The 26,248-nt window shown below is 62.7% G+C and carries 25 protein-coding genes and 1 pseudogene; 12 read left to right on the top strand and 14 right to left on the bottom strand.

Annotated features, from left to right (window positions below):
- Nucleotides 1–56 precede the first annotated feature (56 nt).
- The 5 genes from NKH95_RS00670 to NKH95_RS00650 form a co-directional block, all read right to left on the bottom strand.
- Complete coding sequence (locus tag NKH95_RS00670) at nucleotides 57–365, bottom strand: cupredoxin domain-containing protein (protein WP_023814112.1); 309 nt, start codon at nucleotides 363–365, stop codon at nucleotides 57–59.
- Between the two features lie 11 nt (nucleotides 366–376).
- A complete protein-coding gene (locus NKH95_RS00665; protein ID WP_023814113.1) occupies nucleotides 377–901 on the bottom strand; it encodes a DUF4142 domain-containing protein in 525 nt (174 codons plus the stop codon).
- Between the two features lie 117 nt (nucleotides 902–1,018).
- Entirely contained in the window at nucleotides 1,019–1,693 is a 675-nt protein-coding gene (locus NKH95_RS00660; protein ID WP_023814114.1) for an RNA polymerase sigma factor, read from the bottom strand.
- Nucleotides 1,694–1,823: 130 nt separating this feature from the next.
- A complete protein-coding gene (locus NKH95_RS00655; RefSeq protein WP_023814115.1) occupies nucleotides 1,824–2,885 on the bottom strand; it encodes an HPP family protein in 1,062 nt (353 codons plus the stop codon).
- Nucleotides 2,886–3,117: 232 nt separating this feature from the next.
- Nucleotides 3,118–4,296, bottom strand: coding sequence for a cystathionine beta-lyase (locus NKH95_RS00650; protein ID WP_352752945.1), 1,179 nt, complete (start codon nucleotides 4,294–4,296; stop codon nucleotides 3,118–3,120).
- A 513-nt stretch (nucleotides 4,297–4,809) separates the two neighbouring features.
- On the opposite strand from NKH95_RS00650, the gene NKH95_RS00645 reads away from it, so the two are divergent.
- From NKH95_RS00645 to NKH95_RS00615, 7 genes are all read left to right on the top strand, one after another.
- On the top strand, nucleotides 4,810–5,445 hold the full coding sequence (locus tag NKH95_RS00645; protein ID WP_023814117.1) for a DUF1326 domain-containing protein: 636 nt from the start codon (nucleotides 4,810–4,812) through the stop codon (nucleotides 5,443–5,445).
- Between the two features lie 9 nt (nucleotides 5,446–5,454).
- Entirely contained in the window at nucleotides 5,455–6,300 is an 846-nt protein-coding gene (locus NKH95_RS00640; RefSeq protein WP_352752947.1) for a DUF2182 domain-containing protein, read from the top strand.
- A 441-nt stretch (nucleotides 6,301–6,741) separates the two neighbouring features.
- Nucleotides 6,742–7,770, top strand: a complete 1,029-nt coding sequence (locus tag NKH95_RS00635; protein WP_023814120.1) for an amino acid ABC transporter substrate-binding protein — start codon at nucleotides 6,742–6,744, stop codon at nucleotides 7,768–7,770.
- A 63-nt stretch (nucleotides 7,771–7,833) separates the two neighbouring features.
- Nucleotides 7,834–9,021 carry an amino acid ABC transporter permease gene (locus NKH95_RS00630; RefSeq protein ID WP_128305379.1) on the top strand — a complete coding sequence of 396 codons (1,188 nt, stop codon included), beginning with the start codon at nucleotides 7,834–7,836 and terminating at the stop codon, nucleotides 9,019–9,021.
- 9 nt (nucleotides 9,022–9,030) lie between these two features.
- Nucleotides 9,031–10,188 (top strand): amino acid ABC transporter permease, encoded by a 1,158-nt coding sequence (locus NKH95_RS00625; RefSeq protein WP_127289116.1) that lies wholly within the window; start codon nucleotides 9,031–9,033, stop codon nucleotides 10,186–10,188.
- 80 nt (nucleotides 10,189–10,268) lie between these two features.
- A complete protein-coding gene (locus NKH95_RS00620) occupies nucleotides 10,269–11,018 on the top strand; it encodes an amino acid ABC transporter ATP-binding protein (RefSeq protein ID WP_031213892.1) in 750 nt (249 codons plus the stop codon).
- 110 nt (nucleotides 11,019–11,128) lie between these two features.
- Nucleotides 11,129–11,797, top strand: coding sequence for a TIGR02117 family protein (locus NKH95_RS00615; RefSeq protein ID WP_352890561.1), 669 nt, complete (start codon nucleotides 11,129–11,131; stop codon nucleotides 11,795–11,797).
- Between the two features lie 99 nt (nucleotides 11,798–11,896).
- On the opposite strand, the gene NKH95_RS00610 is transcribed toward NKH95_RS00615, so the two are convergent.
- Complete coding sequence (locus NKH95_RS00610; protein WP_352890559.1) at nucleotides 11,897–13,138, bottom strand: FAD-dependent monooxygenase; 1,242 nt, start codon at nucleotides 13,136–13,138, stop codon at nucleotides 11,897–11,899.
- A 19-nt stretch (nucleotides 13,139–13,157) separates the two neighbouring features.
- On the bottom strand, nucleotides 13,158–13,403 hold the full coding sequence (locus NKH95_RS00605) for a zinc-finger domain-containing protein (RefSeq protein WP_224696089.1): 246 nt from the start codon (nucleotides 13,401–13,403) through the stop codon (nucleotides 13,158–13,160).
- Between the two features lie 207 nt (nucleotides 13,404–13,610).
- On the opposite strand from NKH95_RS00605, the gene NKH95_RS00600 reads away from it, so the two are divergent.
- Together NKH95_RS00600 and ppx are read left to right on the top strand one after the other, a co-directional pair.
- Nucleotides 13,611–15,812 (top strand): RNA degradosome polyphosphate kinase, encoded by a 2,202-nt coding sequence (locus NKH95_RS00600; RefSeq protein WP_292139843.1) that lies wholly within the window; start codon nucleotides 13,611–13,613, stop codon nucleotides 15,810–15,812.
- Nucleotides 15,812–17,347, top strand: coding sequence for an exopolyphosphatase (gene ppx, locus NKH95_RS00595; protein WP_352611848.1), 1,536 nt, complete (start codon nucleotides 15,812–15,814; stop codon nucleotides 17,345–17,347). Before NKH95_RS00600 ends, ppx begins: the two co-directional genes overlap by 1 nt.
- A 290-nt stretch (nucleotides 17,348–17,637) precedes the next feature.
- Here the strand turns inward: ppx and NKH95_RS00590 are convergent, their stop codons facing one another.
- From NKH95_RS00590 to NKH95_RS00575, 4 genes are all read right to left on the bottom strand, one after another.
- A complete protein-coding gene (locus NKH95_RS00590) occupies nucleotides 17,638–18,042 on the bottom strand; it encodes a DoxX family protein (protein WP_352890556.1) in 405 nt (134 codons plus the stop codon).
- A 157-nt stretch (nucleotides 18,043–18,199) separates the two neighbouring features.
- Nucleotides 18,200–18,619, bottom strand: a complete 420-nt coding sequence (locus NKH95_RS00585) for a DoxX family protein (protein WP_127289105.1) — start codon at nucleotides 18,617–18,619, stop codon at nucleotides 18,200–18,202.
- 235 nt (nucleotides 18,620–18,854) lie between these two features.
- Complete coding sequence (fumC, locus tag NKH95_RS00580) at nucleotides 18,855–20,252, bottom strand: class II fumarate hydratase (RefSeq protein ID WP_352611846.1); 1,398 nt, start codon at nucleotides 20,250–20,252, stop codon at nucleotides 18,855–18,857.
- 275 nt (nucleotides 20,253–20,527) lie between these two features.
- Entirely contained in the window at nucleotides 20,528–21,001 is a 474-nt protein-coding gene (locus NKH95_RS00575) for a cupin domain-containing protein (protein ID WP_023814131.1), read from the bottom strand.
- A 111-nt stretch (nucleotides 21,002–21,112) separates the two neighbouring features.
- Between NKH95_RS00575 and NKH95_RS00570 the strand changes: the two genes are divergently transcribed.
- Nucleotides 21,113–22,111: a LysR family transcriptional regulator gene (locus NKH95_RS00570; RefSeq protein WP_352611845.1), complete on the top strand. Its 999-nt coding sequence runs from the start codon at nucleotides 21,113–21,115 to the stop codon at nucleotides 22,109–22,111.
- Here the strand turns inward: NKH95_RS00570 and NKH95_RS00565 are convergent.
- From NKH95_RS00565 to betI, 3 genes and pseudogenes are all read right to left on the bottom strand, one after another.
- Nucleotides 22,096–22,854, bottom strand: a complete 759-nt coding sequence (locus NKH95_RS00565; RefSeq protein ID WP_352611844.1) for an SDR family NAD(P)-dependent oxidoreductase — start codon at nucleotides 22,852–22,854, stop codon at nucleotides 22,096–22,098. The genes NKH95_RS00570 and NKH95_RS00565 overlap by 16 nt on opposite strands.
- Nucleotides 22,855–23,239: 385 nt before the next feature.
- A pseudogene (locus NKH95_RS00560) lies at nucleotides 23,240–23,602 on the bottom strand (IS1 family transposase); the annotation flags it as partial.
- A gap of 56 nt (nucleotides 23,603–23,658) precedes the next feature.
- On the bottom strand, nucleotides 23,659–24,306 hold the full coding sequence (gene betI, locus NKH95_RS00555) for a choline-binding transcriptional repressor BetI (RefSeq protein ID WP_352611843.1): 648 nt from the start codon (nucleotides 24,304–24,306) through the stop codon (nucleotides 23,659–23,661).
- 83 nt (nucleotides 24,307–24,389) lie between these two features.
- Between betI and choX the strand changes: the two genes are divergently transcribed.
- The gene (choX, locus tag NKH95_RS00550) at nucleotides 24,390–25,328 is read left to right on the top strand and encodes a choline ABC transporter substrate-binding protein (protein WP_352792817.1); all 939 of its coding nucleotides are present in this window, start codon (nucleotides 24,390–24,392) and stop codon (nucleotides 25,326–25,328) included.
- A complete protein-coding gene (locus tag NKH95_RS00545) occupies nucleotides 25,325–26,167 on the top strand; it encodes an alpha/beta fold hydrolase (protein ID WP_352890553.1) in 843 nt (280 codons plus the stop codon). Before choX ends, NKH95_RS00545 begins: the two co-directional genes overlap by 4 nt.
- Nucleotides 26,168–26,248: the final 81 nt, after the last annotated feature.

The raw sequence follows: 26,248 nt of genomic DNA, 5'->3' as shown, positions 1-26,248 counted from the left end.
CTGACGCTTGGAACAACCGGCGGCAAAGCGATCGCTTCGCCGCCGGTTCCAAACCATCATGGCGTCACGTCGAGACGGCCTTTCATGTTGGGGTGAAAGCGGCAGAAATAGTCGACCGGTCCCGCGGCCTTCAATGTCAGGCTTGCGGATTTCTTCGGCGGGATCATCACTTCCCAGCCGCCTTTCACGGTGGCCGTGTGGGCGAACACATCCTTGTTCACCCACTCGATCGTGTCGCCGACCTTGGCCTCGACGGTGGCTGGCGAGAACACCAGCCTGTCGATGATGACCTGGATGGTTTCTGCTCGCGCCGGAACGGTACCGACGGCCAGCGCCAACGCAATCCACAGATGGCGTTTCGGCATGCTCCGGGCCCTTACTTGAGCATGCCGGCGACGTGCTCGGCGTGCTGCTCATGGCCCTGGAAAATCTTCAGGCCGGTTTCCAGCAGGCTCTTCAGTTCGGCATTCTGCGCCGACGGGATCAAAAGGGTTTCGAGCGCGCCGTTGACCTGCTTGTGGTAGGCGACCTCATTGTCGACATAGGCCTTGTCGAAGGCAGCGCCGTCGAGTTTGGCAAGCTTGGCCCGCTCCTCCGCCGCAGCTTTGGTCAGCGCCTGGCTGGTGGCGTTGTCTTCCGGCGTGACCTTGAGCTTCTTCACCAGGTCGAGCGCCTGAACATTTACAGCCTCGTGATCCCGGACCATGTCCTTGGCGAAATCGACAACCTCCTTGTTCTTCGATTTCTCGATCGCCAGCTTGGCCGCTTCGACGTCGATGACCCCGGCCGTGTAGGCGATGTGGGCGATCTGCGGATCGGTTGGCTTGTCGGCGGCTTGTGCGAATGGGGCAGTGCCAAGCAGCAACAGGGCGGCGAGCGCGGCAGTGTGTCGGATAGACATGGCATCTCCTTCGTCCGGACGCTGAAATCGCGCCGGACTGTGTTTTTCGGTTGACGTTCATTGGATGCTGGTCAGCGGCAAACGTTCCCGCTGAAATGAACTGAAATCCGGTGAGGGTCAGCTTTCCAGCCCGAGCCGCCGCATCACGGCGCTGGTCAGTCGTTCGCAACGCCGGCCCGCGAAGGGGAAGGCATCGAGCAGCACCGGTCCGATCTGGTCGTCCAGCGCCTTGCGCACGAGGGCGCGCGCGCGGTGCAGCCTCGTCTTGACGGTTTGCGGCCGCACGCCGAGGAGATCGGCGGTCTCCTCGATGCTCAGCCCCTCGATCACCCGCGCCACGAACACCGTCCGGTAGACGTCGGGAAGGCTGTCGGTGGCCTGTTCGACCAGTTGGAGGATCTGCCTTTGCGCCATCGTCCGTTCCGGATCGTCGCTGGGGTTGAGAGGGAACCGGATGATCTCGGCTTGCGGATTTTCCGGCAGTGCCACCGTTCTGCGCCTGTTGCGCAGGCGGCCAAGCGCCTCGTTGATGACGATGCGCGACAGCCATGTGGCGAGCGAGGAGTCGCCGCGAAACGCATCGAGATGGGCGAAAGCCTTGACGTAGGCCTCCTGCACGATGTCCTCGGCCTCGCTGTCATTGCGCACGACGCCGCGCGCGATCCGGTAGAGCCGCTGATTGTGTGTCTTGATGATGGTGCGGAAGGCATCGCCGTCGCGCGCCAAGGCGCGGCGCACAAGCTGCATCTCGCCTGGCACAGCGGAAGGCACGGCCGTCAAGACAGCAGGCATGGCCAGTTTCCTCAACCCAATCTCCGGACCGGACCTCGATTGAGAGATTGGACGCTGTCGCCGGCAAAAGGTTCCCGAAGACTTTTCGCGGGGCCTGGCGGCGGTACCCTACCGCGCGAGTGAAGGCTTGTCAGGCAGCCTGCAGGCGCGCCGTGGCCGCCAACAGATCGGTCTGGGTGATCAGCCCGAGAATCCGTTTGTCGTCGTCGACGATGATGACCGCATGGCTGCGGCCGTCGGTGAGCACCGGCAGCAGACCCATGGCGGCAAAACCTGCGGCGGCTGTTGCCGCGGGTGATATGACGGATCCGACTGTCCCGGAGGCCTGGGTGAGTTCGCGCAACCCCACGGTGCCTGCCAGCCTGGCTTCCGCATTGACGACCGGCAGGGTCCGGATGTTGTGGTCAAGCAGCAATTGGCGCGCTGCCTCGGTGGAGGTGTGAGTATCGACCGAGATCACATCGCGCGACATGATGTCCTCGCACAGAAGCGTCTTGTGCGCGCGCACCATCGCCTGCAATTCGACCTGCCGCAGCAGCCGGTCGAGATCGTTGCGATCGATATCGAACGTCTCGTCGAGTGCGCCAAGCGCGGCATCGATGTCTTCGGACCGGAAGCCCACGCGCAGCTGCGCCGGCGGATCGCCGGTGCCGTGGCTGTTCGCCGGCGCTGCAACCGGTACATGCGGATAATTGCGCCGGGCCAGCCTGTGGAAGCCGTAGCCGAGCGCCACCAGCAGGATCGAGTTCAGCGCCACCGGCACGAATGGAAACAGGAAGCCGGCGCTGATGACGGCAGGCCCTCCCAGCACCGCGGTCAGCGCGGCCGCTCCGCCCGGCGGATGCAGGCAGCGCGTGAACGACATGGCGGCGATGGCCAGTGCCACCGCGATGCCGCTGGCAAGGGCGGTTTCGTGGATGAAATGCGCCACGATCACGCCGACCAGCGCCGATATCGTGTTGCCGCCGATGATTGACCATGGCTGTGCCAGCGGACTGGCGGGCACGGCGAACAGGAGCACCGCCGACGCCCCCATCGGCGCCACCAGCAGCGGCACATGCGGGCCGTTGCCGAGCACAAGGCTGGCGATCACGCCGGTGAGTGCAATGCCGATCGTTGCGCCGATACAGGCTACGAGACGCTCACGCAGCGTCGCGCCGGCAAGAATGGGAACAAAAAGGCGGAAAGCCATGGGGTCGAAAACTCTGCCGGTATTCCAGGGGACGTCGAAAATGTGCTGATTGCACCGCAATGACGCGGCATCGTTGAATTTGAAAGCCAAACTGATCCGCGAAATCGCAATTTTAGGGAATAGAATTCCGCTAGTGCATGTCGCCCAAAAGTGACCTCGGTTTTGGGAGAACGACATGCACAAAAACAAAACCTGAAGCGGGTCGCCTGAAAATCTTCAGGCGCGACACGCTTTAGGCCGCTGCTGCGGCGGTCAGGCCGCGCGAAATATCGGCCTTCAGGTCGTCGACATCCTCGAGGCCGATCTGCAGGCGGATCAACGGACCCTCATAGGGGGCTTTTGCAACGGCGCGGTCGCCGAGCCAGACCGGTACGGCAAGGCTCTCATAGCCGCCCCAGGAATAACCGAGGCCGAAGATCCGCAGCGCGTCGAGGAAGGCGTGCTGCTGCTTCTGGCCGCCACCGGCAAGAACGATGGAAAAGATGCCGCTCGAGCCGGAAAAGTCGCGCTTCCACAGAGCGTGATCCGGATGGCTGGGCAGGGCCGGGTGGAGCACGCGCGCCACGCCCTTCTGGCCCTCGAGCCAGGAGGCGATGGCAAGCGTACTGCGCTGATGGTGTTCGAGGCGCACGCCCATGCTGCGCAGGCCACGCAGCACCTGGTAGACGTCGTCGGGCCCGGCGCAACAGCCAAGCGTGCAGAAGCTTTCGTAGAGGTGCGTCCAGCAACTCTCATTGGCCGACACCGTGCCAAGCAGCACGTCGGAATGGCCGGCCGGGTATTTGGTCGCGGCATGGATAGATATGTCGACACCGTGGTCGAGCGGGCGGAAATAGAGTGGCGTCGCCCAGGTGTTGTCCATCATGACGATGGCGCCCGCGGCGTGCGCCGCCTTGACGATGGCCGGGATGTCCTGCACCTCGAACGTGTTGGAGGCCGGCGATTCCGTGAACACCACCTTGGTGTTGGGCTTGATCAACGCCGCGATGCCGGCGCCGACATCGGGGGCGTAATACTCGACCTCGACGCCCAGCCGCTTCAGCATCGTGTCGGCGAAATTGCGGGTTGGATGATAGACGGTATCGACGATCAGCAGATGGTCGCCGGCCGAGACGAAGGCGAGCAGCGGCACCGTCACCGCCGCAAGGCCCGACGGCACCAGGATCGTGCCTGCCGAGCCTTCCAGCGCGTCTATGGCATGGGCAAGCGCATCGGTCGTCGGTGTGCCGCGCGTGCCGTAAGTGTATTTCTGGGTTCGCGCCGCCATCGAAGCCGCGTCGCGGAAAAGCACGGTCGAAGCATGCACCACCGGCGGATTGACGAAGCCGAAATAGTCGTGCGGATTGTTGCCCGAATGGGCAAGCCGCGTGTTGATGCCCATCCCGCCGTGCTCGCTGCCGTCTTTCGCCATCTGCGTCGCCTTGTTTGATAAGCCGCTAGCCATAGTGCGGCGCTATGGACCGTGCAACAGCCACCGCCCGCCAGGAGGCGGACTTCGAATATGCCAATTCGTCGCGGCAAAAACAGCGATGCGGGGACGGAGTATTAAACGAAAAACCCGCCTGTGCGGCGGGTTATCGGCGCAAACCAGCACCATGGACGAATATGTACCATAGCTGAGGGCAGGGAGTCAAGAAAAAATTCCTATCAAGAAAAGCGACAGGCACAAAAGCTACCGGCACAAAAAGCTGCTGCCGCCGCCGAACTGGTTGTCGTCAGGTCTTTTGTTGACCTGTGTTCGGAGCCCTTGTCCCCGCCGATCGGTCTATTGTGGGCGGCGGTGAATGGTATATGATTGTCGGCTAATATTAATCGCCGGATTGCTTCGATCAGATGCTGCCGGCTGGTTGCTGCCGGTTGACTTCTGGTCCTCCACGATCCGGATCGCGCTCACGAAGCGTGAGCGCGGCAAGGGAGGAATGCCATGCCGGACGTCAAATGGGCCATGAAGGCGAGCGAATTCATCAACTGCAACTGCGCCTATGGCTGCCCGTGCCAGTTCAACGCCATGCCGACATACGGATTCTGCCAGGCAGTCGCCGGCATGGAAATCGAGAGCGGCCATCACGGCGACACCAAGCTCGACGGGTTGCGGTTCGTCGGGATTTTCAGCTGGCCCGGCGCCATACACCAGGGCGGGGGCGAAGCCGCGGTGGTCATCGACGAGAGGGCGACGGAAGCCCAACGTGGCGCGCTGCTTCGCATATTGGGCGGTCTGGACACCGAGCCAGGTGCAACGATATTTCAGGTCTTTTCGACCACGCTGGAGAAATTCCACGATCCGATCTTCGCGCCGATCGAATTCAAGATCGACGTCGACGCGCGAACCAGTCAGCTGCATGTCGAGGGTATAACCGACGGTCGCGGCGAGCCGATCCGGAATCCGGTCACCGGCGCCGCGCACCAGGCGCGCATCGACTTGCCGCACGGCTTCGAATACGCGATCGCCGAGGTCGGGCGCGGCTGGACCAAGGCGACGGGCCCGATCAAGTTCGAGCTGGCCGATACGCACAGCCATTTCGCCAATCTGCATCTCACGCAGAGCGGCATCGTGCATTGACCTGATCCAATGGGCGATACGGCCCTCGAGGCGGTGCTGAGGCGCGATCGCGCGGTCGTGACGGTCGCGCTCGTCGTGATTGCCGTGCTCGCCTGGGCCTATGTGCTGTGGCTCGCCGCCACCATGGTCATGCCCGGCTCCCCTTTGCCGGACGGCGGAGGCGACGACATGGCCGGCATGGATATGGGCGGCATGGATATGGGCGCCGCCATGGCGCCCGGCTTCCGGGCCTGGGCGATGGGCGATTTCGCTTTCACCTTCACGATGTGGGCAGTGATGATGGTTGGCATGATGACGCCTTCGGTCGCGCCGATGTTGCTGCTCTATGCCGGTGTCGGCCGCAAGGCGCGGGCGGATGGCCGGCCCATCGCTTCGACGGGATGGTTTTTTGCCGGCTATCTCGCCGTCTGGGTCGTCTTCAGCCTCCTGGCGACCGGTGCGCAATGGCTTCTCGCCCGTGTAGCCTTGCTCGATCCCTTGATGGCGACCGTCAGCGCGATCCTCGGCGGCCTCGTCCTGATCGCCGCCGGTCTCTATCAATGGACGCCGATGAAGGGCGTCTGCCTGCGCCAATGTCAGGCACCGATCGCGTTCCTGGCCAGCCATGGCGGATTCCGTTCCGCTCCGCTCGGCGCGCTTCGGCTCGGCATGGATCACGGCGCTTATTGCTTGGGGTGTTGCTGGGCGCTGATGGCTCTGTTGTTCGTCGGTGGCGTCATGAACGTGCTGTGGATCGCCGGCATCGCCATCCTTGTTCTGCTGGAGAAGACGGTGCCGACCGGGCAGCTGATTCCGCGCGTTTCAGGCGCGTTGATGGCCGCCGTCGGGACCTGGATCGTCTTTCAAGCCTTTTGAGAGCAGTCTTCGTCGGCGGTCTGTATTGGTATGCAGCCGTCAGTAAATCGTCAGATGACAATCTTGGAACCTGGTAGTTCGTCGCACGGGGAGGTCAACAACGACGAGGTATTGCCCGGGATGGATTTCGCTGCCGCAGCCCGTATTGGCCCGGCGTTGGCGTTGCATGAGATTTGCCGCCTTTATTAGCCCTGCTGGCTAAATCGCGGGCGTGTTTGTCTGTAAATCGGGCATTTGCGGCAATCGGTTTTCAAACTCTTTGGGTTTCGGTCATTTTCCTTGACCTCACAGGAATTATCGCCTTCGATGACATTTGTGAACGGGAGGCGGCGCGTCGGTTACGATGCGGGGTTCCGGGATGGGCCGGGATGGGAGCCGCGTTCACACGGGAGAAAAAATCAGGATTTACTCCTGAAAAACAGAGAAAAGGGTCTGTGGGTCATGAAACATATTGCTATCGGCATTCTAGGCGCCGCCACGCTTGGATTGATGGCGTCCGCCGCGTCGGCGGCCACGCTCGACACCGTCAAGGCGAAGGGCTTCATCCAGTGCGGCGTCTCCACCGGCCTGGCCGGCTTTTCGGCGCCGGACGACAAGGGTGACTGGCAAGGCATCGATGCGGATTTCTGCCGCGCTGTCGCGGCCGCCGTCTTTGGTGACGGCTCCAAGGTCAAGTTCACGCCGCTCAGCGCCAAGGAGCGGTTCACCGCGCTGCAGTCGGGCGAGATCGACATCCTCTCGCGCAACACCACCTGGACCATCAACCGCGATACGGCGCTTGGCCTGAATTTCATCGGCGTCACCTACTATGACGGCCAGGGTTTCATGATCAACGCCAAGAAGCTGCCGGGCGTCAATTCGGCATTGCAGCTTTCGGGCGCCGCCGTCTGCGTGCAGAGCGGCACCACCACCGAGCTGAACCTCGCCGACTACTTCAAGGCCAACAAGATGGAGTACAATCCCGTCGTCTTCGAAAAGCTGGAAGAGGTCAACGCCGCCTATGATGCCGGCCGCTGCGACGTCTACACCACCGATCAGTCGGGCCTCTATGGCATCCGCCTGACGCTGGGAGCGCCGGCCGACCATGTCGTGCTGCCCGAGATCATCTCCAAGGAGCCGCTCGGACCGGCCGTTCGCCAGGGCGACGACCAGTGGTACCACATCGTCAAGTGGACCTATTTCGCGCTGCTGCAGGCTGAAGAGCTCGGCATCACCAAGGCCAATGTCGATGAGATGAAGAACTCGGCCAGCCCCGAGATCAAGCGCGTGCTCGGCCAGGAAGCCGATACCAAGATCGGTACCGATCTCGGCGTCTCCAATGACTGGGTGGTCAACATCGTCAAGGCAGTCGGCAATTATGGCGAAATGTTCGAGCGCAATGTCGGCTCGGGCAGCCCGCTGAAGATCGCGCGCGGCATCAACGCGCTGTGGACCAAAGGCGGCCTGCAATACGCGCCGCCGATCCGCTGATCGAAATGTGATCCGGGAGGCAGATCATCTGCCTCCCGGTTTCTCTTTCCAGGGGACGGTCGAATGGCATCGCAGGACGTACTTCGCGAGGAGCCCAGCCGCGGTTCCTTCATCAACGATCCGAAAATCCGGGGCATATTCTTCCAGGTGCTGGTCGTCGTGCTGCTGGTGGCGGGCGTCTGGTGGATTGCCCACAACGTCATCGACAACCTGACGCGGCTGCGCATCGCTTCAGGCTTCGGCTTCCTCAAGGGCCGCGCCGGCTTCGACATCAGCGAGAGCGCGATCGCCTATTCATCGGATTCGACCTATGGCCGCGCGATTCTGGTCGGCCTCATCAATACCTTGATCGTCGCCATCGTCGGCATCATCACCGCGACAATCATTGGCTTCGTCATCGGCATCGGCCGGCTCTCGCAGAACTGGCTGATCAGGAAGATCTGCACGGTCTATGTCGAGGTTTTCCGCAACATCCCGCCGCTGCTGGTCATCTTCTTCTGGTATTCCGGCGTGCTGGCCGTGCTGCCGGCGCCACGCGACAGCATCGGTTTGCCGTTCGGCTCCTTCCTCAACCAGCGCGGTTTCTATTTTCCACGCGCCGTGTGGGGCGACGGCTCATGGCTGATCTTCGTCGCCCTGCTCGTCGGCATCGCCATGGCGTGGTTCGTCGCGCGCAGGGCGCGGCAACGGCAGATGGCGACCGGCCAGCAATTTCCAGTGTTTTGGACGTCCACCGCGCTGATCGTCGGGCTTCCGCTGCTCGCCTATGCGCTGAGCGGCTTTCCCCTGAGCTTCGACTACCCGAAGCAGTCGACTTTCAACCTGGCCGGCGGCTTTCAGGTCCGGCCGGAGTTCCTGTCGCTTTATCTGGCGCTGTCCTGCTATACCGCCGCCTTCATCGCCGAGATCGTGCGCGCCGGCATCAGGGGTGTCAGCGCGGGCCAGACGGAAGCCGCCGGTGCGTTGGGCTTGCGGTCCGGATCGATCCTGCGGCTGGTCGTCGTGCCGCAGGCCATGCGCATCGTCATTCCGCCGCTGACCAGCCAGTATCTCAACCTGACCAAGAACTCGTCGCTGGCTATCGCCATCGGCTATCCGGACCTGACGGCGACCGCCGGGACGGTGCTAAACCAGACCGGCCAGGCCGTCGAAGGCGTGGTGATCATGATGGTGATCTATCTGGCCATCAGCCTCCTGACCTCGCTTGTGATGAACTGGTTCAACGCCAAGATGGCGCTGGTGGAGAGGTGAGGTAAGGACATGCAAGAACATGATATGTCCTGGGTGCGAACCGAAATGGTGCTGGCGCAGCCGGCGCCCGCCAGCGTCACCGGCCTCGGCGCATGGGTGCGCAAGAACCTGATCGCTTCTGCCGGCGACACCATTTTGACCATCGTCGGCATCGCCCTGGTGGCGATGATCCTGCCGCAAATCATCAATTGGGCGTTCATCAACGCCGTGTGGACCGGACCGGACCGGACCGTATGCGCCACGGTGGCGCAAGGCGGCATCCAGCCGGATGGCTGGACCGGCGCCTGCTGGGCTTTCGTCAACGCCAAATTCGGCCAGTTCATGGTCGGACGCTATCCCATCGAGGAGCGCTGGCGGCCGATTTTGGTCGCCATACTGTTCGTGGCACTGCTGGTGCCGATGCTTATCCCGAAAGTGCCGCGCAAAGGGCTGAATGCGGTTCTGCTGTTCTTCGTGCTGCCGGTCGTCTCCTTCGTCCTGCTGGTCGGCGGCATGTTCGGCCTGCCGCATGTCGAGACCTCGCTGTGGGGCGGGCTCTTGGTAACGCTCAGCCTGTCTTTCGTCGGCATTGCCGTGTCGCTGCCGCTCGGCATCGTGCTGGCGCTCGGCCGCCGTTCCAAGATGCCGATCATCAAGACGCTGTGCGTCGTCTTCATCGAGACGGTGCGCGGCATCCCGCTGATCACCGTGCTGTTCTTTGCCAGCGTCATGCTGCCGCTGTTCCTGCCGGAGGGTGTCTCGTTCGACAAGTTCCTGCGCGCTTTGATCGGTGTGTCGCTGTTTGCCGCCGCCTATATGGCCGAAGTGGTGCGCGGCGGCCTGCAGGCGATTCCCAAGGGCCAGTATGAAGGTGCCGATTCGCTCGGTCTCGGCTATTGGCAGAAAATGTATTTCATCGTCATGCCGCAGGCGCTGAAACTGGTCATTCCGGGCATCGTCAACACCTTCATCGGCATGTTCAAGGACACCAGTCTGGTCATCATCATTTCGATGTTCGACCTGCTCGGCATCGTCAAACAGAATTTTTCCGATGCAAACTGGGCAACCGCGCAGACGGCGAGGTCCGGCCTGATCTTCGCGGCCTTCGTCTTCTGGCTGTTCTGCTTCGGCATGTCGCGCTATTCAATGTACACCGAACGCCGGCTCGACACCGGCCACAAACGTTAAACAAAAGAACAAGGGGACCCCCTGTCATGGCCACCGAAAATGCCGTCAGCGCCGAAGAGATCAAGGTCAACGCCGCCAAGATGCAGATTTCCACCACCGATGTCGCCATCGACATCATCGCCATGCACAAATGGTATGGCGAGTTCCATGTGCTGAAGGACATCAACCTGAAAGTGATGCGCGGCGAGCGCATCGTCATCTGCGGCCCCTCCGGCTCCGGCAAATCGACGATGATCCGCTGCATCAATCGCCTGGAGGAGCACCAGAAGGGCAAGATCATTGTCGACGGCAAGGAATTGACCAACGATCTCAAGAAGATCGACGAGGTGCGCCGCGAGGTCGGCATGGTGTTCCAGCACTTCAACCTGTTTCCGCATCTGACCATCCTGGAGAACTGCACGCTGGCGCCGATCTGGGTGCGCAAGACGCCGAAGAAGCAGGCCGAGGAAATCGCCATGCATTTCCTCAAGCGCGTCAAGATTCCGGAACAGGCCAACAAATATCCCGGCCAGCTTTCCGGCGGCCAGCAGCAGCGTGTGGCGATTGCCCGCTCGCTGTGCATGAACCCGCGCATCATGCTGTTCGATGAGCCGACCTCGGCGCTCGATCCGGAGATGATCAAGGAAGTGCTGGAGACGATGGTTGGTCTTGCCGAGGAAGGCATGACCATGCTGTGCGTCACCCACGAGATGGGCTTCGCCCGCAAGGTCGCCAACCGGGTGATCTTCATGGACCAGGGCCAGATCGTCGAGCAGAACACGCCGGCCGAGTTCTTCGACCACCCGCGCCACGAGCGCACGAAGCTGTTCCTGTCGCAGATCCTGCACTAGGCCTCGACGGCCACGAAGAGCCCGGCTGAAACACTGCCGGGCTCTTTTGCGTATGGGATAACAGGCGGGCGTTCGTGTCGCGCCGGAGCGCGTTTGCAGGGCCGCCTTTCATGAAAAGACTGGGACATTTTCTAGGTCTTCTGTTGGTTGTCGTCGCACTCGCCGTGACGACGGGCACCTTCGTGCCACGGCCGCTGTGGCCGGCGGCCGCCGCCATGCCCGCGGCGACGCGCCACATCCTGGTGCTGAACAATCCGATACACACCGATATCGCCATCCCGGTCGATGACGCCGTGCGCCGGCGTTTCCATTTCCTGGTCGACGCGGGCATACCGGCCGACAGGCCGGAGGTCCGCTACATCGTCTTCGGCTGGGGCGGCCGCGCCTTCTACCTGGAGACGCCGACATGGTCCGAGCTGAAGGCGGTGCCGGTGATGAAGGCACTGACACTCGACGCCTCGGTCATGCATGTCGATGTCGCCGGTGACATCGTCGAACCGCGCCCTGATATCGCGGGGTTCGACATCACTGAGGATCGGTTCACGGCGTTGCTCGATTTCATCGATGCGAGTTTCCAGCGGGGACCGGAAGGCCCGATCCTCGTTCCGGACGCAGCCTATTCGAGGTTCGACGGCTTCTACGAAGCCAATGGCCATTTCAACGCACTGGTCGGCTGCAACACCTGGACGGCGGCGGCCTTGCGCATCGCCGGCCTGCGCACCGGCTGGTGGAACCCGCTGCCTGTATCGCTCGGCCTGTCGATGCGGCTGTATAATTAGCGTGAGCATTCCGCGAATTGGCGTCGCGTTCCTTCACACCCCCCTCTGTCCGGCAGGACAGAGGGGGTGCTGTCCCACCAACCGATTGTGCTTGTACGCTCAGCGTCGAATGATCTTCTGAGCCTGCCACCCATAGAGCCAGTCCAGATCCGCCGCGAGTTTTTCCGACGAGCGCACCTTCAGGAACACATTGCGCGCAATCGCCACTGGACCCACGGCATGCCAGGCCAGCCGGTTGACAGCGCCGCGTCGGGCGACCTGCGCGACACGCGGCCGCCGTGACTGCTCCCAGACGGCAAGCGCGGCCAGAGGATCGGCGGGGAAGTCGGCGATGATATCGGCAAGCGTCGCAGCATCCTCGATCGCCATGGCCGCACCTTGCGCCGCGAACGGGGTCATCGCATGCGCGGCATCGCCGATCAGCGCGATGCCGTTCGGTGTTGTCCAGGGCTGTTGCGGGTCGACTGTGTGGATCGGCCATGCGGTCCACGGACCGGCCTGCTCGACCAGACGGGCAAGTTCTGCCGAGGTGCCGCGCAGGGCTCGGGCCACGATCCCGGCGTCGGCGTTGCCGGACCAGCCCTCGGCGATGCGTTCGCCCTTGGTGAAGGCGGCGAGGTTGAAGGCCGCACCCTTGCTGACGGGATAGGCGACCATGTGGAAGCCGGGATGCAGGAAGGTGGTGACGCAGTCCTTGGCGCCGATGGCTGCAAAGGTTTGCCCGGCGGCGCTGTCAACCGCGACGGTGGCGCGCCAGGCCAGTTCGCCGGAGAAATGGTTCCTTGGCGAAGCCGACCCCTTGGCCGAATCGACAAGTGCGCGCACCGACGACCAGACGCCATCGGCCCCAACCAGCAGGAAACCCTCCGCCTCGATGGTCTTGCCGCCGATCTCGGCCGTCGCGGTGATGCCATCCGGGCCGGTGTCAACGTCGCCGATGCGGGCGCCGGTGGTGAGATGGATATCCGGCATCTCGGCAACGCGCGCGGTCAGTGCGCTCTGCAGATCGGCCCTGTGCGCGACGAGATAGGGTGCCTGCCAGCGCGTTTCGGCGGCTTGCCCCAGCGGCACGCGCGCCAGTTCGCGCAAAGTCGTGGCCTCCTTCAACACCACGGCTTCCGGCCGCACCGCCGCCGGCAGCAGCCGGTCGAGCACGCCAAGCTGGCGAAGGATGCGGGTCGCGTTTGGAGAGAGCTGAATGCCGGCGCCGGTAGCTTCCAGGCGCTGCGCCTGTTCGAACACCCGAACAGGGTAGCCGCGTTCGGCGAACGCAAGGGCTGCGGTCAATCCGGCGACGCCCGCCCCGGCGATGACAATTTGCCGGGATCGCGTGTCGGTCATCGCGCTTGTCGCGAAGGACTCAGGCGGCCTGGTCGATATAGATGCAGCCGGCCGGCAACGTCTCGGTCGCCTTCAGCTTCGGCGAATAGCGGTAGAGCGTCGAGCAATAGGGGCAGACTTTTTCGTTGTCGTCGCCCATGTCCAGAAACACATGCGGGTGGTCGAAAGGCGGATTGGCGCCCGTGCACATGAATTCCTTCACGCCGATGTCGATTGCCTGAAAGCCCGCATCGTTCTGAAAATGGGGAATGGAACCGCCTGCCATCGTCGTCTCCTTAACGCAGTCTCGTCTGCATCTGGATCATATCAGGCCTCTTTGCAAGTTCGATGAAATGAAACTGTCGCAAAAGCCTGTCAGAGGATAAGTTAAGCCGGTTAACCCATGAACCGAAAACCGAGTTCGGTTTCCGGGGGGACCATGGGTCGCTATAAAGACGGCTAACCGGCTGACGGTACGGGAAGAGCGGGAATCATGAACGAACTGAAGCCGGTGCAGAGTGAATTCGTGAACGTCGAGGTGGCTCGCCCGGAGGGCGGCAACCCGGACCGGTTTGTCAACCGCGAGTTTTCCTGGCTGCAGTTCAACCGGCGCGTTCTCGAGGAATCGCTGAACCTCAATCATCCGCTGCTGGAGCGCGTTCGCTTCCTGTCGATCTCGGCCGCCAATCTCGACGAGTTCTTCATGGTCCGCGTCGCCGGTCTTGCCGGCCAGGTGCGCGAGGGCATCACGCTGAAGAGCCCTGACGGGCGCACCCCCGAACAGCAGCTCGAACAACTGCTGCGCGAGGTCGAGCGGCTGCAGGAAGACCAGCAGAAGAGCCTTTCGGCGCTGACCGTGCTGCTCAACAAGGAAGGCATCGAGAGCATCACCCGCGATGCGCTGACCAAGGACGAGAAAATCTGGCTGGAAGACCATTTCCAGGAACAGGTTTTCCCGGTGCTCACCCCGCTGTCGATCGATCCGGCGCACCCGTTCCCGTTCATTCCCAATCTCGGCTTCTCGATGGCGCTGCAATTGCGCCATCGCAAGAATGGCGAGGAGATGAGCGCGCTGCTGCGCCTGCCGGTGGCGCTGAAGCGCTTCATCCGTCTGCCGGACCGCAAGCATCATGTCCGCTTCATCCCGCTGGAAGAGGCGGTCGGCCTCTATATCGGCAAGCTCTTCCCCGGCTACGAGGTCAAGGGCTCCGGCACGTTCCGCATCATTCGCGACAGCGATATCGAGGTCGAGGAGGAGTCCGAGGATCTGGTTCGCCTGTTCGAAACGGCGCTGAAGCGGCGGCGGCGCGGTTCGGTGATCCGCATCGAATTCGACAGGCTGATGCCTGGCGAATTGCGCGACTTCGTCGCCGGCGAGCTTGGCGTGTCGTCGAGCCGCATCAGCGTGCTCACCGGGCCGCTGGCGCTCAGCCAGATTTCCGAGATCGTCGCCGTCCCTCGCGACGACCTGAAATTCATGCCCTACAATCCGCGTTTTCCCGAGCGTATCCGCGAGCATGGCGGCGATTGTTTCGCCGCCATCCGCGAGAAGGACATCGTCGTCCATCACCCCTACGAATCGTTTGACGTCGTGGTGCAGTTCCTGCGCCAGGCGATGGCCGATCCGGAAGTGGTGGCGATCAAGCAGACGCTTTACCGCACCTCCAATGACAGCCCGATCGTGCGTGCGCTGGTCGACGCGGCCGAGGCCGGCAAGTCGGTCACCGCGCTGGTCGAGCTCAAGGCGCGCTTCGACGAAGAAGCCAACATTCGCTGGGCGCGCGACCTGGAGCGTGCCGGCGTGCAGGTCGTGTTCGGCTTTCTCGAGCTGAAAACCCATTCGAAAATGTCGCTGGTGGTGCGGCGCGAGGACGGCAAGCTGCGCAACTACGTGCACCTCGGCACCGGCAACTACCATCCGGTAACGGCGCGCATCTACACCGACCTGTCCTTCTTCACCACCGATCCGACGATTGCCCGCGATGTCGCCCAGCTGTTCAATTTCATCACCGGCTATGCCGAGCCGACGGATGAAATGCGGTTGGCGATCTCGCCGTTCACGCTGAGAAGTCGCATCCTGAAGCACATTGCCGACGAGATTGCCTACGCGGTGCAGGGGAAACCGGCGCGCATCTGGATGAAGATGAACGCACTCGTCGATCCGATCATTATCGACGCGCTCTACGATGCCAGCCGCGCCGGCGTCGAGGTCGACCTGGTCGTGCGCGGCATCTGCTGCCTAAGGCCGCAGGTTCCGGGCCTGTCGGAAAACATCCGCGTAAAATCGATCGTCGGCCGCTTTCTCGAGCACAGCCGCATCTATTGCTTCGGCAACGGTCACGGCCTGCCGTCGGACGAGGCGATCGTCTACATCTCCTCGGCCGATCTGATGCCGCGCAATCTCGACCGCCGCGTCGAAACCATGGTGCCGATCACCAATCCAACTGTGCACGAACAGATCCTTGGCCAGATCATGCTGGGCAACATCATGGACAATCAGCAAAGTTTCGACGTATTGGCTGATGGAACCTCCCGGCGCGTCGTGCTGGAGGAGGGCGAGGAACCGTTCAACGCGCAGGAATATTTCATGACCAATCCGAGCCTGTCGGGACGGGGTGACGCGCTGAAGTCGCATGCGCCCAAGCGCATTGCGCAGTTCAAGCGCCGCAAGAAGAACGCAGCAGCGTCCGGCTGATGCTGTCTGATTCCCAGGGCCGGTTGCAGGACCGCCGACCGCTGTCCATCATCGACATCGGATCGAATTCGATCCGTCTCGTCGTCTATGAGGGGCTGGCGCGTTCGCCGACCATGCTGTTCAACGAAAAGATGCTGGCCGGTCTCGGCCGCGGCATCGTGTCGACCGGCAAGCTCGACCCCGAGGCGGTGACGCGCTCGATGGAGGAGTTCCGCCGCTTTCGCGCGCTTTCCGACCAGGCCGGCGCCGAGCATATGTATGTGCTGGCCACCGCCGCGGCCCGCGAGGCGGTCAACGGCCCCGATTTCATCCACCGCGCCGAGGATGTGCTGAAGACCGAGATCCGTGTCATCAGCGGCCGTCAGGAAGCCTATTATTCCGCGCTCGGCGTCATTTCCGGCTTCCACCCGGCCAATGGCATCGCCGGCGATCTGGGCGGCGGCAGCCTCGAGCTGGTCGACGTCAGCGGCGAAGCGATCGGTGACGGCATCACGCTGCCGCTGGGCGGTCTGCGCCTGCAGGACATGGCGAAGAACTCGCTGGCTCAGGCGGCGAAGATCGCGCGTGACGAACTGGCGAAGGCCAAGCTGTTGAAAGGCGGGCAGGGCAGGCCCTTCTACGCCGTCGGTGGCACCTGGCGAAATCTCGCCCGGCTGCACATGGAAATGACCAACTATCCGCTTGGCGTCATGCACCATTACGAGATATCGGCCGAAAGCGCGGCGAATTTCCTCAAGCAGGTGGCCAAGGCCGAGATCGAGAAGGTCAAGGGCATCGAAGGCGTTTCCAAGAACCGCCGTTCGCTGCTGCCTTATGGCGCCGTCGTGCTGCAGGAGATCATGGCGGCGATGCAGCCGTCGAAGATCATCGTTTCGGCTCTGGGTGTACGCGAAGGCTTTCTCTATTCGCTGCTCGACGAGGCGGAGCAGAAGGCCGATCCGCTGATTTCGGCCTCGGAGGAACTCGCCCGCCTGCGCTCACGCTCCGTCGCCCATGCGCATGAGCTCGTCGACTGGACCGCCAAAACCTTTGCCGCCTTCGGCATCGACGAGACCGAGGACGAGGCGCGCTACCGCCACGCGGCCGCGTTGCTGGCCGACATCGGTTGGCGCGCGCATCCCGAATATCGCGGCAAGCAATCGCTCAACATCATTGCGCATGCGTCCTTCTTCGGCGTCGACCATCCCGGCCGTGCCTTCCTGGCAATGGCCAACGCCTATCGTCACGACGGCATCTTCAACGAAGCCATCGCCCCCGAGATCAAGGCGCTGGCGTCGCCGCGTTATCTGGAGCGGGCGCGCGTGCTCGCCGCGATGATGCGCGTCGTCTACCTGCTGACGGCGTCGATGCCCGGCATCATGCCCAGGCTGAAATGGGAACAGCGCGCCAACGGCGTGCTGGCGCTGGTCCTGCCGGCATCGCTGGCCGATCTCTATGGCGAGCGGCCGGCCGGGCGCCTGGCGCAACTGGCAAGGATAACCAACCGCCGGCTGGTGCTGGCCGTCGAGGGTGGGCCCAGTGGGTCGGTGAAATAGGCGCTGCCTATAGCAGACCGTGTCCTATCTGACTTTAAGCGGGATATTAGACCTGCCCGGTTGTGCTCACTCGTCGGCGGCTTCGCGTTTGTGGACCGGCTTCCCCCAATCCGTCGCTGCTTCGCAGCGCCACCTTTCCCCCCTCCGGAGGGAAAGGAAGGGAGCCTCGTTGGAAGAGCGTTGGCGGCAACAGGCTCGCGCCCTTCCTCTACCCCGTCGATCGGGGGAGAGGTGGCTCGGCGAAGCCGAGACGGAGTGGGGGTCGACCTGAGCGCAACTACGCAAAGATATTAAACCGCATTGCGCTTATCCGCCGACCATGCGCCGGCGCCAGCCATCGCCAGCGCAACGAACCCGCCTGCTATCGCAATGTCCTTCATCAGCATCTGCTGGTGCAGGAAGGCGAGCATCGCGTCGCCGCCGCCCTGGCCATAGTGGCCGATGAAACCGGCGGCAATGCAGAAGGCGGCGAGCAGCAGCGCCGCGATCCGGGTCTGGAAACCGACCAGGATGAGCAGCCCGGCGATCAGTTCGAACAGTCCCGTGCCCCAGGCGGCAAGTGCCGGCAGCGGCAGGCCGAGGCTGGCGAAATAGCCTGTCGTGCCCGCAATGTCGCTCAATGCCTGGAAACCGGAAGGCACGAACAGGGCGGCGAGCAGCAACCGGGAGAGCAGGAGCAGCGCGTCGCGGGGCATGTTCACCTCCGTTGTTGGCCGCCGGCCGGCCTCGTTCCGATAGCCTCGATCCTATCAGAAAACTCCGGCCGACAGATCGGCGGGCATGTACCAACAACGAAAAAGCGGCGCGAAAATTCCGCGCCGCTCTTTCGTTCGGCTATTGCCAGTTTTTGGCTCAGCCGCGCTTGGCGTCAATCGAATAGGCACCAGCGCCCGAGGAAGCCAGCACGAGGAAGCCGCCAGCGATGGCGAGGTTCTTGAGAAACTGGATCATCTGCATCTGGTCAGCCCAACCGGTGTGGGCGACCAAGCCGGTAGCGACCGTGAAGATCGCCAGCACCCAGGCGACAATCCGGGTCTTGAAGCCGACGAGGATGGCGAGGCCGCCGAGAAGCTCGATCAGGCCGACGACAATGGCCGTTACGGTCGGCAAGGGCAGGCCGAGGCTGCCGAAATAGCCGGCCGTGCCGGTGATGGCGGTCAGCTTGCCGAAGCCTGAAAGCAGGAAGATGACGGCAAGCAGGACGCGGCCGAGGAGAATGGTGGTCGAGGCATTGGATGCGCCGGAACCGGCGACTGAAGTGTTGATGGACATGGTGGCTCTCCGGGATGGGTTGATACCGGGGAGATAGAGCAAGCCGACTGTTCACCAAAGCCACCAGACTGGCGACACATTGTTCACAGTACTTACGTTTCCGTGATCGGGCGGCCCGCGCAAAATTTGCTTCGGGTCAGGTTGCGACGGGAGTAAATTCTCCCGCGCGGAATACTGGGCTTTTGGCTGACGCAATTCCGGACGGAAAACCACAAGACATTTTTCCCGGAATTGCCTACCCCGGATGCGTCATGTCCTCCGGCCGCACCAGCCGGTCGTAATCGGCTTCGCTGACCAGCCCGGTGGCAAGCGCTTCCTCGCGCAGCGTGGTGCCCTTCTTGTGCGCGGTCTTGGCGATCTTGGCGGCATTGTCGTATCCGATGGTCGGCGCCAGTGCCGTCACCAGCATCAGCGAGCGGTCGAGTGCCGCCTTGATGTTGTCTTCGCGCGCCTCGATGCCGACGACGCAATTGTCGGTGAAGGAGACCGAGGCGTCGGAGAGTAGTTGCACCGACTGAAGGAAATTGTAGGCCATCAGCGGGTTGTAGACGTTGAGTTCGAAATGGCCCTGGCTGCCGGCGAAGGTGAGTGCTGCATTGTTGCCGAACACCTGCACGCAGACCTGCGTCAGCGCCTCGCACTGGGTCGGATTGACCTTGCCCGGCATGATCGACGAGCCCGGTTCGTTTTCCGGCAACGACAGTTCGCCGAGGCCCGAACGCGGGCCGGAACCGAGGAAACGGATGTCGTTGGCGATCTTGAACAGCGCTGCGGCCGCCGCGTTGATGGCACCATGCGAGAACACCATGGAATCATGGGCCGCCAGCGCCTCGAACTTGTTCGGCGCGGTGACGAAGGCAATGCCGGTGATGGTGGCGATGCGATCCGCCACCCTTTCGGCGAAGCCGACCGGCGCGTTGAGGCCGGTGCCGACGGCGGTGCCGCCCTGCGCCAGTTCCTGCAGGCCGGGCAGCGTCAGCTCGATGCGCTTAATCGACGAGGCGACCTGCGCGGCATAGCCCGAAAATTCCTGGCCAAGCGTGAGGGGGGTGGCATCCTGCGTGTGCGTGCGGCCGATCTTGATGATGTGATTGAACTCTCTGCTCTTGGCGGCGAGCGCCTTGTGCAGGTGCTTCAGCGCCGGCAACAGCTCGTGCACGATGCGTTCGGCGCAGGCGATGTGCATGGCCGTCGGATAGGTGTCGTTCGACGACTGGCTCATATTGACGTGGTCGTTGGGATGCACCGGCTTCTTGGAGCCCATGACGCCGCCCAGCATCTCGATCGCCCGGTTGGAGATCACCTCATTGGCGTTCATGTTGGACTGCGTGCCCGAGCCGGTCTGCCAGACCACGAGCGGGAAATGGTCGTCGAGCTTGCCGTCGATGACCTCTTGTGCCGCCTCGACAATCGTCTTGCCGATCGCCGGGTCGAGCCGCTGAAGGTCCATATTGGCTTCGGCCGCGGCCCGCTTGACGATGCCCAGCGCGCGCACGATCGATGCCGGCTGCTTTTCCCAGCCGATCTTGAAATTGCCGAGCGAACGCTGCGCCTGCGCGCCCCAATAGCGGTCGGCGGCGACTTCGATCGGGCCGAACGTGTCGGTTTCGGTTCTGGTCTTTGCAGCGGTCACGGGTCTCTCCTTGTCGAAGTCGGCAACGGCGTATCGCGTTGCACAAACGGCTTCAAGCGGAGATTGCGGGCGGCGAGGATGCAAATCGGTTGAAGGTGCGGCGCTTCTCGCCTTCTCCCCTTGTGGGAGAAGGTGGATCGGCGCGCAGCGCCGAGACGGTTGAGGGGTGGGTGACGGAGTGCCGTCGGCGCCAAGCTGGAACACCCTCATCCGACCTCTTCGCGGCCACCTTCTCCCACAAGTGGAGAAGGGAAAGAATGCGCGGTTTCGGCCTCTCACCCTAGCGGCGGACCGACAATGTCGATGCCGTTTTCTGCGCAGAGCTGCACCAGTGCCGCGATGATTTCCGGTGTTGGTTGCATCTGCGGCGGCACCTCCGGCTGTTCGGCGGGACGGCTCGCCTGACGCAGCATCGTCTCGAAATCCGAACCGCGCGTGATGGTGAGCGTACGCGCGCCTTCGCGCGATTCGACCCGGTAGGTGTGCGGCAGGCCTTTCGGCGCAATGACGGTTTCGCCGGCTTCAGCAATGCGTTCGTGGCCGTCGATCTGAAAGCGCAGTCTCCCGTCCAGGATGTGAAACACTTCGTCCTCCCTGCGATGCACATGCAGGGGCGGGGAGTCGCCATAGGGCATGCGATGCTCGACGACGCAGGTGCCGTCCTCTCCTGCCGCCGACGAGACGTGGATCGCGACAAGCGTGTTGTTGAACCAGAAGAGTTCCTTGCCTGTGATCGTGCCGGGGGTCATTGTCATGGCCGTCTGATCCTCCTGTTGCCTGTGCCTGCTGGGCCGATGACGATCTAGCCAGGGATATGCCGACAACGGAAATCGAATGATCGTATGGGGCGAATTGATGCGATGAATTTGAACGCGCTCGACCTCAATCTCATCAGGGTGTTCGACGCCCTTCTGCGGGAGAGAAGCGTTACGCGTGCCGGCGAGCAGATCGGCCTCAGCCAGCCTGCCGTCAGCGCTGCGCTCAATCGCTTGCGGCATCTCCTCAACGACCAGCTGTTCGTGCGACGGGGCAATGACATGATGCCGACGCCACGCGCCGAGAGCATGGCCGAGCCGTTACGCGTGGCGCTTCGTGAAATCGAACGCGTCTTCCACTCGGCCAAGGCGTTCGATCCGGTGGAACTGGAGCGAACCTTCACGTTCATGGGTGCGGATTTCTTTTCCATGATGCTGATGCCAACTTTAGCGGCGCGCATCGCGGGTGCCGCGCCGCGCGCGTCGCTAAGGTTTCTCGACAGCGCGCGCGGCGACGTCTCGCGGCTGCTCCAGGACGATGAAATCGACGTAGCGCTCGAGCGTCCGCTGGAGGTCTCCGACTGGGTCTCAAGCACGCCTCTGTTCCATTCACCATTCGCCATCATCGCCGCGAGCGACAACGCTGCGATCAGGCAGGCGGGGATCATGGAAGGCGAGCTTCTACCGATCGACCTCTTCTGCGAACTGCCCCATATTCTTCGTTCTATCGATGGCTCGATGTCGGGGTCCACCGACGAGGCGCTCCGCAAGATCGGACGAACGCGCCGTGTAAGCCTGACCCTGCCGCACTTTCAGGCTGTCGCATTGGCCGTGGCAACCGGAAACCACCTCTCGGCGGTTCCCAGGCAGTTCGCGGTTTGGGCGGCCAAGACCATGCCGCTCGTCATCTTCGAACCGCCACTTCCCATTGCTGTTCCTGAAATCAGGATGTACTGGCACGCGCGCCACGACGACGAGCCACCCCATCGCTGGGTTCGCGATCAGATCCTGGAGGCGGTAGGCGCACTCGGATTTGTGGAAAGCGGCGCCGCCGAAAATGCCGACGCCTGGCGTGGCGCCCGGACGGATCACCCCGCCGTATAGCCGCCGTCCACGGAAAAAATGCCACCGCTGGTCCAGGCGGCCTCTTCGCTGGCCAGATAGACCGCGATGCCGGCGAGGTCGTCGGGGCGGCCGATTCTGCCGAGCGGATAGCTGCGCTCGACATAGGCCCTCAGCTCCGCCTTTGCCTCGGCCGGCAAATTGTCGACGGTCTTGCGCCGCATGGCGGTGTCGACCGTGCCCGGCGCGATGGCGTTGACGCGGATGCCGCGCGGGCCGAGTTCGAAGGCCAGCGATTTGGTCAGCGAGTTCAACGCGCCCTTCGACAGCGAATAGAGGCTCGACGGCCGCTTCGGGATCATCTTGTTGGCGAAATAGGACGAGATGTTGATCACCGATGCGCCGGCCGCCAGATGCGGCAGCAGGCCCTGTGTGAGGAAGAACACAGCAGTGACATTCAGCGCGAAGGATTGCTGGAACTGCGCCTCGCTGACGGTTTCGAACGGCACCAGGAAAGCCACTCCGGCATTGTTGACGAGAATATCGAGAGGCCGGCCGGAATTTTTCACCTGCTCGACGACGGCTGCGATGCCGGCCGATGTGGCAAGATCGGCCGACAGCGTCTCGATATTGCCGCCGAGCTGCTTGCGGGCGGCGTCGAGCTTCTTGGTGTCGCGGCCGACGATCAGCACGTCCGCGCCCTCGCGCAAAAAGGCTTCTGCGATCGCCAGGCCGATACCGTCCGACCCACCAGTGACCAGCGCGCGCTTGTTGTGAAGTCTCATTCGACGCTCCAAGGCTGCTCTGGCCGCCGCGAGAGCACCGCATATCAGCGGGCGAGGTCAAGCGGCCAGCCTATCCGGTAGTGGGTCAGTTTGAAATCTGTCTCGCCTGAACGTGGCTCAGCAGTGAGACGACATATCGTTCCATATCAAGCCTGCGAGCGGTTCCAAGTACACTTGCCCAGGTATCCTGCGGACCGGCGCCAGAGGCGATCATGGCCGGTGCGTTGTGAAATGAATCCGCGAGCATACGAGCTCTGGATAGATCATCGGTCGCGCGAATTTCGACGAGGACGATGCAAAGAACCCTCAGGATATTTTCATTCGTGATGGGTTGAGGATCAATCAGTTGAGACACCTTTCTTTCGGTACGCCCCCGAGCCGCTGGCTTTTCGGCTTCCTTCGCCTCGATCAGCGCAACGATATCGCTAATCTCCCAAAGCTTGCCAGTCACGCCGGCGGCCATCGCGGGCGTCATGCGCATGAAGCATGAATGCGGACAAAGTTGTAATACATGAAGTGCAGGGCAACGGCGTTGGCGTGAGCTTCCACTGCCGTTGGTCAGGCGCGTGAAGCGGTGCATATGCATCCGCATAGTCCGGTTTTGGCGTTCGGCAAATGACGTGCTGACGTGCTTGATGTCTGGATTACCTTCGATCCACTCTTTCCGCGCACCAGTGCATTCGGCGGGGCTATGCACTCGATTGTCATACGCCGTCCCATACTTTTCTGTAAGCATATAGGAGTTCACGGCGGGTCACGACAACGGCATTCGCGGCATCAAATTTCAAACTGACCCACTACCGCCTATCCCACGGTATGAACTTCGGTGACGGGCTCCCGCATGGCCAGCCGGCCCGCGACATAGTTCTTGACCTGACGGACCGCCTGTTCCCGCGAGACGCTGCCTGGCTGCAGGCCGAGCCGCAGCCAAAGCCCGTCGATCAGCGCGGTGACGCCAAGCGCGATGTCGTCGGCATCTCCAGGCGAGGCGAGGCCGTGCAGGCCCGACAACAGGTTCGAGCGCATGCGCGCATGGATCACCCGCTGGATACGGGCCATCTTCTCGTCGCGCGGCACCTCGGCGCAGAGCGAAAGCCAGGCATGACACAGAGGCGGCTGGAACAGATGCTCCTCGAAATTGCCCTCGATCACGGCATCCATGCGCTCCATCGGCGTCTGCGCCCGGCGAAGCCGCGCGATCACCGCCTGGCACAGGACGGCGTTTGCCTCGCGCATCGCGTGCTCGAACAATTCCTGCTTGTTGCGGAAATAGTGCAGCACGATGCCCTTGGAGGCACCGGCCTGCGCCGCCACCTTTTCCAGGGTCGCACCGGCAATGCCTTCGCGCTCCAGCACCGCGAAGGCCGCCTGCCGCAGCTCCTTGCGGCGGATCTCACTGAGACGCTTGAGTTTCACGGGATCGGTCCATGCATCGCGAATCCACGTTGACATTTCCGTCCGCTCAGATCAAGAATTGACCCATGGGACAATAAAAAGACCAATTGGTCAATTTGACGACAATGAGGAGAACCGAAATGTTGCGCATCCTTGCAAACGGCGTCTGTTTGGCCGCCCTCATGTTGGCCTCTCATGCGGCTCAGGCGGCCGAGGGCCAAGAGTGCAGGACGATCCGCATGGCCGAACCCGGCTGGAACGACCTTGCCTTCACCACCGGGGTCGCCAACGTCCTGTTGGAGGCGCTCGGCTATCAGCCGCAAAGCCAGGTGCTCGGCATCAACGTCATCTACGAGGGCATGAAGAACAGGGACCTCGACCTGTTCCTGGGCTACTGGGATCCGGCCATGGTCACCTATTACGAGCCCTACAAGAAGGACGGCTCTGTCGAGAATGTGCGCGTCAATCTCGTGGGCGCCAAATACACCTTCGCCGTCCCGACTTACGCTTGGGATGCCGGCGTCAAGGACATTTCCGACCTGCACAAATTCGCCGACAAGTTCGGCAAGAAAATGTACGGCATCGAGCCCGGTTCAAACCAGTTGATGATGGACGCCGTCGCCGATCCGGCCTTTGGCCTGGACGGCTGGCAGGTGGTCGAGTCCAGCGAAGCCGGCATGCTGTCGGAGGTCGGCTACGAGATCAAGGAAAAGCAGTTCATCGTCTTTCAGGGCTGGGCGCCGCATCCGATGAACACGATGTACGACTTCAAATATCTGACCGGCGGCGACAAGTTCTTCGGCCCGAATTTCGGTGCCGCGACGGTAACGACGCAGGTGCGCAAGGGCTATCTTGAGCAGTGCCCGAACGTCGCGCAATTCCTCGGGAATCTCGTCTTCGACATCGATTTCGAAAATGTCGGCATGGGTTATCTGATCAATGACGGCATGAAGCCGGAGGACGGTGCGCTGAAGGCAATCATGGCGAACAAAAGCCGCCTCGACGCCTGGCTCGCCGGCGTCACCACTTTTGACGGCAAGCCGGGCCTCGCCGCAGTCAAGGAAAAGCTCGGCCTGTGAGAGCGGCCGCGCTTGATGACTTGCCGAAGCAGGATGTGATGGCGGAGCAGGGCGCCTGGGCCAGCCGCAAGCAGTTCGTCACTGTCGGCGATCTCGACATCGCCTATGTCGAGATATCGGGCGCCGAGCCGGCACTTCTGTTGGTGCACGGCTTCACCGACACCAGCCGCAGTTTTTCGCTTCTGGCGCCATATCTGGCCGGCCGTCGTCTGATCATGCCGGATCTGCGCGGCCACGGCGCCTCGCAGGCTGGCAAGAACTGCGGCATCGCCGATCTTGCCGATGATATCGCCGGGCTGATCCAGAGTTTACAACTCGACCGACCGGTCGTCGTCGGCCATTCGCTGGGCGCCATGGTGGCTGTCGCTTTGGCTGCGGGGCACAAGGAGTTGATCGGCGGGCTGGTGGTCCTGGCCGGCACGTTGAAGCCCGATTTCGCGCCGGGTCATCCGCTGGTGGTGAGCGTCGAGGCCCTGCGAGATCCGATATCGCCGACCGATCCGTTCTATGCCTGGTGGCATGCCTGTCGTCCCGACGTGCCCGCAGCCTTTCTCACCGGCTTGGCGCAAGAGGCCTCGGCGATGCCGACCCCGCGCTGGCGCGCGATTCTCGAGGAAATCCGCCGCGCCGACCTGACCGATGCTGCGCGGGCCGTGCAGGCCCGGACGCTGATCATCGCCGGCGCGTGCGACCCGCTGTTCGGCGAGGCGCACCAGCAGGCGTTGCAATCCGCTCTTGCAGAAGCCGTCTTCGTTCGGGCCGAGAGCTGTGGCCACAACCCGCATTGGGAAGATCCAGGCCTCGTCGCCAAGGCCATCATCGAGGCGTTTGAAGTCTGATGCATGTCGCCCAAAAGTGCCCCCGGTTTTGGGAGAACGACATGCACAAAAAAGGCCTATTCCTAAAGCGCGTCGACGCGC

Source organism: Mesorhizobium sp. M0848 (assembly GCF_040319805.1).
Taxonomy (GTDB): Bacteria; Pseudomonadota; Alphaproteobacteria; order Rhizobiales; family Rhizobiaceae; genus Mesorhizobium.
This window is presented reverse-complemented; position numbering and strand designations above follow the sequence as displayed.